At 38.6% G+C, this 7,181-nt stretch carries 5 protein-coding genes; all 5 read right to left on the bottom strand.

Features of this window, described 5'->3' with window-relative positions; translation table 11 throughout:
* Window positions 1-155, bottom strand: a 155-nt coding sequence (locus R7Z77_RS10300; RefSeq protein WP_411913199.1) for a dihydrofolate reductase, incomplete at its 3' end; no start/stop codon positions are given.
* A gap of 625 nt (window positions 156-780) precedes the next feature.
* Window positions 781-1,437 (bottom strand): quinolone resistance pentapeptide repeat protein QnrVC6, encoded by a 657-nt coding sequence (locus R7Z77_RS10295; RefSeq protein WP_032495607.1) that lies wholly within the window; start codon window positions 1,435-1,437, stop codon window positions 781-783.
* Window positions 1,438-2,072: 635 nt separating this feature from the next.
* Window positions 2,073-6,158 (bottom strand): hypothetical protein, encoded by a 4,086-nt coding sequence (locus tag R7Z77_RS10290; RefSeq protein ID WP_101905915.1) that lies wholly within the window; start codon window positions 6,156-6,158, stop codon window positions 2,073-2,075.
* Window positions 6,159-6,161: 3 nt separating this feature from the next.
* Window positions 6,162-6,554, bottom strand: coding sequence for a DUF6375 family protein (locus tag R7Z77_RS10285; RefSeq protein WP_101905914.1), 393 nt, complete (start codon window positions 6,552-6,554; stop codon window positions 6,162-6,164).
* Window positions 6,551-7,051 (bottom strand): hypothetical protein, encoded by a 501-nt coding sequence (locus tag R7Z77_RS10280; protein ID WP_318136651.1) that lies wholly within the window; start codon window positions 7,049-7,051, stop codon window positions 6,551-6,553. The genes R7Z77_RS10285 and R7Z77_RS10280 overlap by 4 nt, the downstream gene beginning before the upstream one ends.
* Window positions 7,052-7,181: the final 130 nt, after the last annotated feature.

Here is a 7,181-nt window from a genome sequence, read left to right as displayed (position 1 = left end):
CCCATTGAGTCGAAAGTTTTACGACCGACTAAAAGCCAATGATTGTAAGTCATAGCTTTGAACAGGAGCTGCTCACCATATACATGCCAAGGTATATCCAATCCAGAGCCAATTACTCCATTCTCGGAAACAGCTGCCATAATGGATATTTTCATTTTTCCTCCTGAGGGCTAACGCCCTGCTAAGGGGTGAGCAATGCACTGCAAGAGCCACTGCACACCGCCTTAATCACAAAACTCACCGCATGCTGAAAATGCCACGCATTGCGAATCCCGCTTAAGCAGTTTGTTAGCTTAAATTTCAGCACCTTAGATTTACCAAGCCTGAGATTAAACCGATTTGGAAAATCAACAAACCACTTAAGCTTTGAAACCCGAATTGGCTCAAACTTTGTGGCCTTTCATGCGATTTGAAAACCCGAAAATTTTGATAAATCACTTTCGGAAAATTCAAAGCTAAAACAAAACCTCCAAAGCGACTTTGCACCAAACTGGCGAACCTCGCGCAGTCCCAAAACTCAATTGAGGCAACTGTTCGAAACTCATGTTGACAAACAATGTGGATTTGCCGTGGAACCAGAGCGAATGGCCGAAGGAAGAAAGAAAAACCACAAACAACTGATTTTTAATGTTTTAAGCTAACGCCGCGTTAAGTAGTGAGCAACATGCCACCCAACCTAAACCATTGTGCCGTAAACACTAAATTCAAAGCAAACCGAAAATGCCCAGCGTTGCGAATCTGTCTTAAACGCTTTGTTATGTGCGTAGCCGAATCTTGCGCTTAGTCAGGAACAATGATTACCCCTAATTGCTCCAGTAACTGCTCCTGTTGCCACGAGCATATTTTTACACCTGTAAGATCAATCTTTCGAGGATCTAAACCATAAAGCTCTGAATGACTTAAATCACAGCCTTGTACTCTAAACTGTTCCCAGCAGTCTTCTGAAAAAACGCCACGACTTAAATCTGATTCTTTAAATGAAGCGCCTCGAAGATTTGCACCAATCCATCTATTTTCGAACAGGTCACATTTTTCAATAAGCTGCTGCTCAAAATTGGCATAGGATAAGTTACAACCTGTTATGTATGCAGAGCAAAAGTACATTTTATTCGAAACCTGATTTACAAAACTAACTTGGCTAAAATTTGCCCCTTTAAGATCACAATCTCTCAGTTCAATACCAAAGCAATTTGCCCCCTTAAAATGGGACATTGAAAGCTGACAATCTTTAAATGAAGCATCTCGAAGATCAGCATAAGAAAAATCGCACCCTTCCAGTGCCCCCTGCTCTATGAAAGTACAGTTAATGAACTGTGTATCTCGAAGGTTTGAGCGCTTAAAATTACAATGTATAAAAGTACAATTGCTAAAGATATGTTCTTGCAAGTCCTGATGTGAGAAGTTCACTTGATTATATAATTGCTTTGATTTTTCCATGCTGTAGCTCCAAAAAACATTTGATTTGAAGACTACCATTTACCTGAAAGTTCTCAACAAAAACAAAACCAATAAAAACAGACACTTAAAACACCCCGTTTTAGCCAAGATAAGGCATCAAAATGGCATTTTAAAGGGTGCTAATTCAAAATAAGCGATGCGGCCAGCTAGAAAAAAGTTTTGGTGAACCTGGTGAGTTTTAGAGAAAGCACATAACGCTTTCTATGCGGCTTTTAGCCGTCTTTCATATTCCTATGATGCAACCTTTTTAATACCCCATCAACGTGTAATCAATAGGTTAATGAAAGTTAACGGAGGTTAGATTGCATGATGCCTTATAATTTCAGAAAAATGCTGCTACCCAAACTCCTTCGGATAACTTTTGATAGGGGAAAGTACTGTGAACTAAGTGAGCGAGAACTTTTGATCTGAATTGTTTTGGGGCATTTTTGAGTTGGAAAATGCCACGGGTAAAAATTCATCCGGTGAAGGTTTTGGACAGAAACGTGTCAGTGACTTTGCTAAATTAGAATTTAACGGATTACCTGAGGTACGGCAAAACCTCGATCTTAGTGCCCATTTTTGTTCATCCACTAAAAATAACAGAGGGAATGTGTTACGCATTCCCTTTCCAATCAATAATTAGCTCTCAGAAAGTCTATACTTTCAAAATCTTTGTACGCAAAATCCCCACTATACCCGACGTCAGAAACTCTTCTTTCACCCTTAATCCGAGTTATTATTCTTAAGCCACTAGATTTCAGTGCAGCAGTTAAGAATTCTTTATCCAAGTAGAATCTTTTCCGAGAGTTAGAGTATCCGTCTAGATCTTCAACTATATACTTTGAGATTTGTTGTCCGTCTTTGAAGTAACAAAGCCGCTCACAGTCAAACTTAAGCGCATGCTCTTTAACAAAACTAGCAGCTAGCATCGGCATAGAAAAACTACCACTTGAATGTTCCGAACTATATTCGATGATAAAATCTTTAAGCGAATGCTCCTTATATTTAGGAACAGTCATTGTATGTGTTCCAGATGTTCTTACAAAAGCACTTCCATCAAAGAACACGTTTGATTCAACTTCTATTTCTTCTTCACCATCTTCTTCCTTGATAACTTGGGGTTCAAGGCTTTTACTCCACGAGCTATAAAGCTCTCCCAAATAAACATCAGATAATTTGGCGATTTCGGGGAACTCCAATTTGCTAGATTCCTCGCTATCAAAATCAAAGTCTTTCAACGACTCATCGAAAACTAAAAAGGAGTTTACAGAAGCATAGAAATGACGATTTAATTCCTCAGATTCCTCGACTATAAATGCATCAACCAAAATCAAATTTTCATTTTCAGAACTTGCACAATCGCTGAGATGAACCAGATTCGGATCTTCCGAATAGTTAATCCATTCTTCTGTAGTTAACCCTTCATCGCCTAAGTACATTTTTTCACTAAGAGGGTAGATTTTTAACCTTTTACTAGGAAAGAAAGGGTCAATTCCTTCTATAAACCTTCCCCCCCAGAACTCCAACTGTTCCGAATCGAGTAGTTTTCCTGCCATTTGGTAGTACGCTATCCAAGAGTACTTTTTGCCATAGCGCTCTACTTTTTTTGTTTCGTGTCTCCGGTGATAACCGCTCGAAGAAATTTGATTGTCTAAGTTGCCAAATTTGTCCTCGCTCCACCCCAAATCATATACTTTCCATAGTATCTGATTACGAATTTTCGCATAAGCCTCATGTTCATAGTCGTAATTGCTACGATCTTTAACCAAACGACCAATAGTATAGTTCTCAAAATCCATTTTAAGAGGAGATAAATGCCCGCTCATACCATCAGTTATTTCTTCATTCCATTCACTTCTGGGCATTTGTTCAAAAGGTTCAGTAGCTGCTTTAACTTCTGATTCACTAATATTAATTTGAGATTCCAAACTCGCACGCTTCACTAGACATGAGGCATATTCTCTAACCAATATGTTGGTTGTAGCGTACTTCGAATCATGGCTGAAAAAAACAGCTACTATGTGTTTGCTGAACGCCTCTATCTCACCTAAGTTTTCAGATTTATCCAAAGAAATACTGACTATTGAGTAACATGCTGCAATTATCCGCTCTAATATATATTCATCATCAGCCACTAGAATAGGTTTGACTATTTCTAGGAAACTCTTAGTGTTATGCACTCCATAGTAGACTAAAGCCTCAGTTGAAACATCTCTTAGCTCAGTTACGACTGAGTTAAGGAACCAAATTGTTGTAATTAGCCTTAGTTTTTCTATTTCTGGATCTGAAAACTCTCTATTTTTCCAACATTCAGCCCTAAATCGAATGCCTTTTATCAATTCATCATGGTTTCTTCGAAAGTACTCTCCCCATGAAAGATCTCTGTCCACCATAGACATGTCTAACAATATATCACTTAGAAACTTTGCGTTTAGAGGGTGAGATATTGCGAATCGTACGTCTCCTAAAGATTCAATATATTTTTGTTTCAACCCTTCATTAAGTATTAAGTTTTTCAATTCGCATACTGTTTCATCACAAATGAAATTAGGTTCAATCAAATGCGACAAACTTAAAACTTCGTTTTTGTATGTTGAAGGAACTATTTGCCAAATGTGTGGCAGATTATACTGCGGTGCAATAGCGACAAGTGCATGTAGGATGTCCTCTGACAGCTCATGCTGTAAAGTCACATCTTCGAAAATTTTCGCTAAAAAACCTTGTGAACTAAATAGCGATACGTCTCGATTTAGACAATAGTGCTCCATTAAATAGAAAGCTATAATGTATCCACCTAGTCGATCATACGCTGGGCTTAAGCGATATTCTCCACGACGAACCAGATCTCTGAATATCAAACCTTCTTGAGATAGCAAGTTGACAATATTACTGTCCCAATCTGTCGACTGTGGATTATACTTCCGCAAAAAGTCTGTTTCTAAAACACCTCTACCGTTTGCTTCCCACAGAGCTTCGCCTAAGTAGTAGACTGCGTTTTCTACCTCAGTAATTGTGTATCTGATAGACAGGTTAGTCATTTCAGAGATAGTTTGTCCGATATGTGTGACTTGCTCTTTAAACAATGAGTATATGGATGACGGAAAACTTTGAACCACCACACAAGTCTTCCTTGGGCGATTCATAACTTCACAAAAGATTTTCAAGTTTAAAGGATGACTGAAGAAACTTTGCGGAGCCGCTATTGGATTAGCACTAATCTTATAATATCTAAAGTATGCACCTATAGCTTGGACAGTTACTTCGTCACTAAACCCTTTTAACAGTAACTCAAAGCAATCATTGGGGAGCGCTTGCTGTGCAAACCCTTCTCTTGATGAACTATTAGCTCTGACAGCACCGACATGTTTCCGAGACTGATAACCATCTCGCAATGTACAGACGAGAACTACATTTGGATATCGAGGTAATACAGTCTCTATGCTTGCCAATAAGTTCTTCCATTCTCTTGGGTCTTCAGCCTCATTTAATCCATCAATAACTATTGGAACTCGACAACGATTTCTTTCTCCCGCCGAATCTATAGCTGAAAGCAACAATTCAAACGATCTAACTTCGTTAGAGGCAAAGGACATATTTTGAACCAGAGAATCAAGCGTTCCCCCCTTACGAAGTTTTTTTCCATGAAGAAGTATTCCAGCTAGCCTGTCATCATTTTGGCTTGTAACTTCAGCAGCTAATTGTGTTTTACCTCTGCCAGCTTTACCAATAACAGCTACTAGTTGATGAGAAAACAGTTCTACAGCTTCTGACAACAGCTTTTTGATATCTTTGATAACTGCATTCGCATTGGTCAAATAAAGAGAAAGCGGTAGGTTCTGCCTTCTTGTTAACCTTAGTAACTGACTTATGTTTTTTGTCTGCTCTGAAGATTGAGCAAAGTTCGCAATTCTACCTATTTCTCTGCCTGACACTGTAGACTCAAAGACCTTACAGCTAAATATAACCTGTTTACAAAAGGCTATAAATTCTTCTAGACCAGACGAAAGATCTACATAATCCTTATGCCTCGATAACTCAGAAATAGTTGACAAATAACCGTCTAGTTTAACTTTCGCAGCATATATATCAGACCATGCGCTAGGTTCACCGAGCACTCTTCTTATATCTCTCTCTACGCCCGTAGATTGATGAACTTCATGAATCCAACGATTTCTAATCGGAGCCACTGAATTCGTATGCTGTTCATTTAACATATCTGGTGTTAAAGCCAGCTCTCCAAAATAACTAGCCCTTAACTCTGTTGCTGGGCCTGAGAGATAAGACTCTAAGTCGTTTTCATTCCAAAGATGTAATGTAAAGCCATATTTTGTTTGTAAATCATAGAACCAAGTTTGGTCAGCCTTCGCTAAGGTTTTGTGTGTCCAAAGAATCCATACATTTAAATCTGGTAAGTATTTTTTCGTTGTATCCAGCGAGTGTTTAATCTGGCTCTTTGCCCCGGTAGTTAAGCCACCGTCACTCTTATATTGGAACCATTTGCATTGCCATCCAACCTTTAACCCTTTTGTTCCCAATCTTGGGTCATCACAATCAAGCTCAAGATGGAACTCCACTCCTGGTTGATTTTTTAACTCTTTTATTGGCCCATGATTTCGAAATTGTCGAATGACTATTCCTCTACATAAGCTTTCAAAACTAAATGCATGCGCGTTAGGATGCTCTCCAGCTACATGTTCAAACTTAGCCCAATCAAGCACTAGTTAATCCTCTTTTTTAACTAAATCAGGATAATCGTGTGCTGAAAAGCATTCGACCTTCGCTCCTTCATGAATCAGTAAAGATATGAATACATTCAGGTCGTCATCTGAAGATATGGTTATCTTTGAACCTTTTCTTTCGAGGCGTTGGTCATACATAAATTGCGCTAATTGTTGGGGAGAAAAACAAAACAGATTTTGCTTGCGAAGGAACTCAAGCACTTCATCACCATATCTATCTGCATCCACGTCAAAATTCGATTCATCACTGCATAGAAAAGAACTAATCGTTGATACTAATTGCTCAAAATTTTCAGCCTTTTCTACATCCTTGAACTCACCAACGATTACTAGATTTAAAGAGTGCTCCGCACCGTAGCCCTGCCAAATTTTCATTCTAATTCAACCCTTATAGTATTTGTTAACTGACGATAAGCATTAGTTAGAGAACCACCACCTATAGGAACTCCATTCTTGTCGAACGAACTCAGTTTTAAAACACCTGACGCATCTATATGCGCAAAGCCTTGCAGGTCGCTCTCTTTCTGAAGACCGATAGCAGTGACAAATTGATTTTTGTAATCAGAGCTTATAGATACCCTCATACTTTTTGTGGTTTTTCTTCGACTGTCGACAATTTCTTTTAATTTACTTAGTGTTACATCATCGATTTTTTTACCAAACCCCACAGGTACCTCTGGTAAAATCAGAAACTCATCAGCACCTAGCTCCTTGCACAGTTCCAAGGCATTTGGTAGGTCGTCAATAGTTTTGCTGTTAACTACGTAATTTATCCCAAATGGGAGACGCCCTTTAAATAATTCTAAATTGCTTAACAGCTGCTTAAATGGTCTCTTCCTTATAGACTCATAATTACTATAAGTTCCATCCATACTTACTCTAATAAAGTTCACATGACTTTTTAGCTGAGATATTAGTTCAGGAGGGCTTTGTTGCGTAATTCGATGGAACTAAATCAGGAAGTTACGATCTGATCGGTTACATCAGTTAATCATCGTAGCC

Source organism: Vibrio sp. 1401 (assembly GCF_033340295.1).
This window is presented reverse-complemented; position numbering and strand designations above follow the sequence as displayed.

What these genes read in the sequence shown, in the direction of transcription:
- R7Z77_RS10285 (WP_101905914.1), bottom strand. Translation starts at nt 6,554, where the DNA reads ATGAAAATTTGGCAGGGCTACGGTGCGGAGCACTCTTTAAATCTAGTA.
- R7Z77_RS10280 (WP_318136651.1), bottom strand. Translation starts at nt 7,051, where the DNA reads ATGGATGGAACTTATAGTAATTATGAGTCTATAAGGAAGAGACCATTT.
- R7Z77_RS10295 (WP_032495607.1), bottom strand. Translation starts at nt 1,437, where the DNA reads ATGGAAAAATCAAAGCAATTATATAATCAAGTGAACTTCTCACATCAG.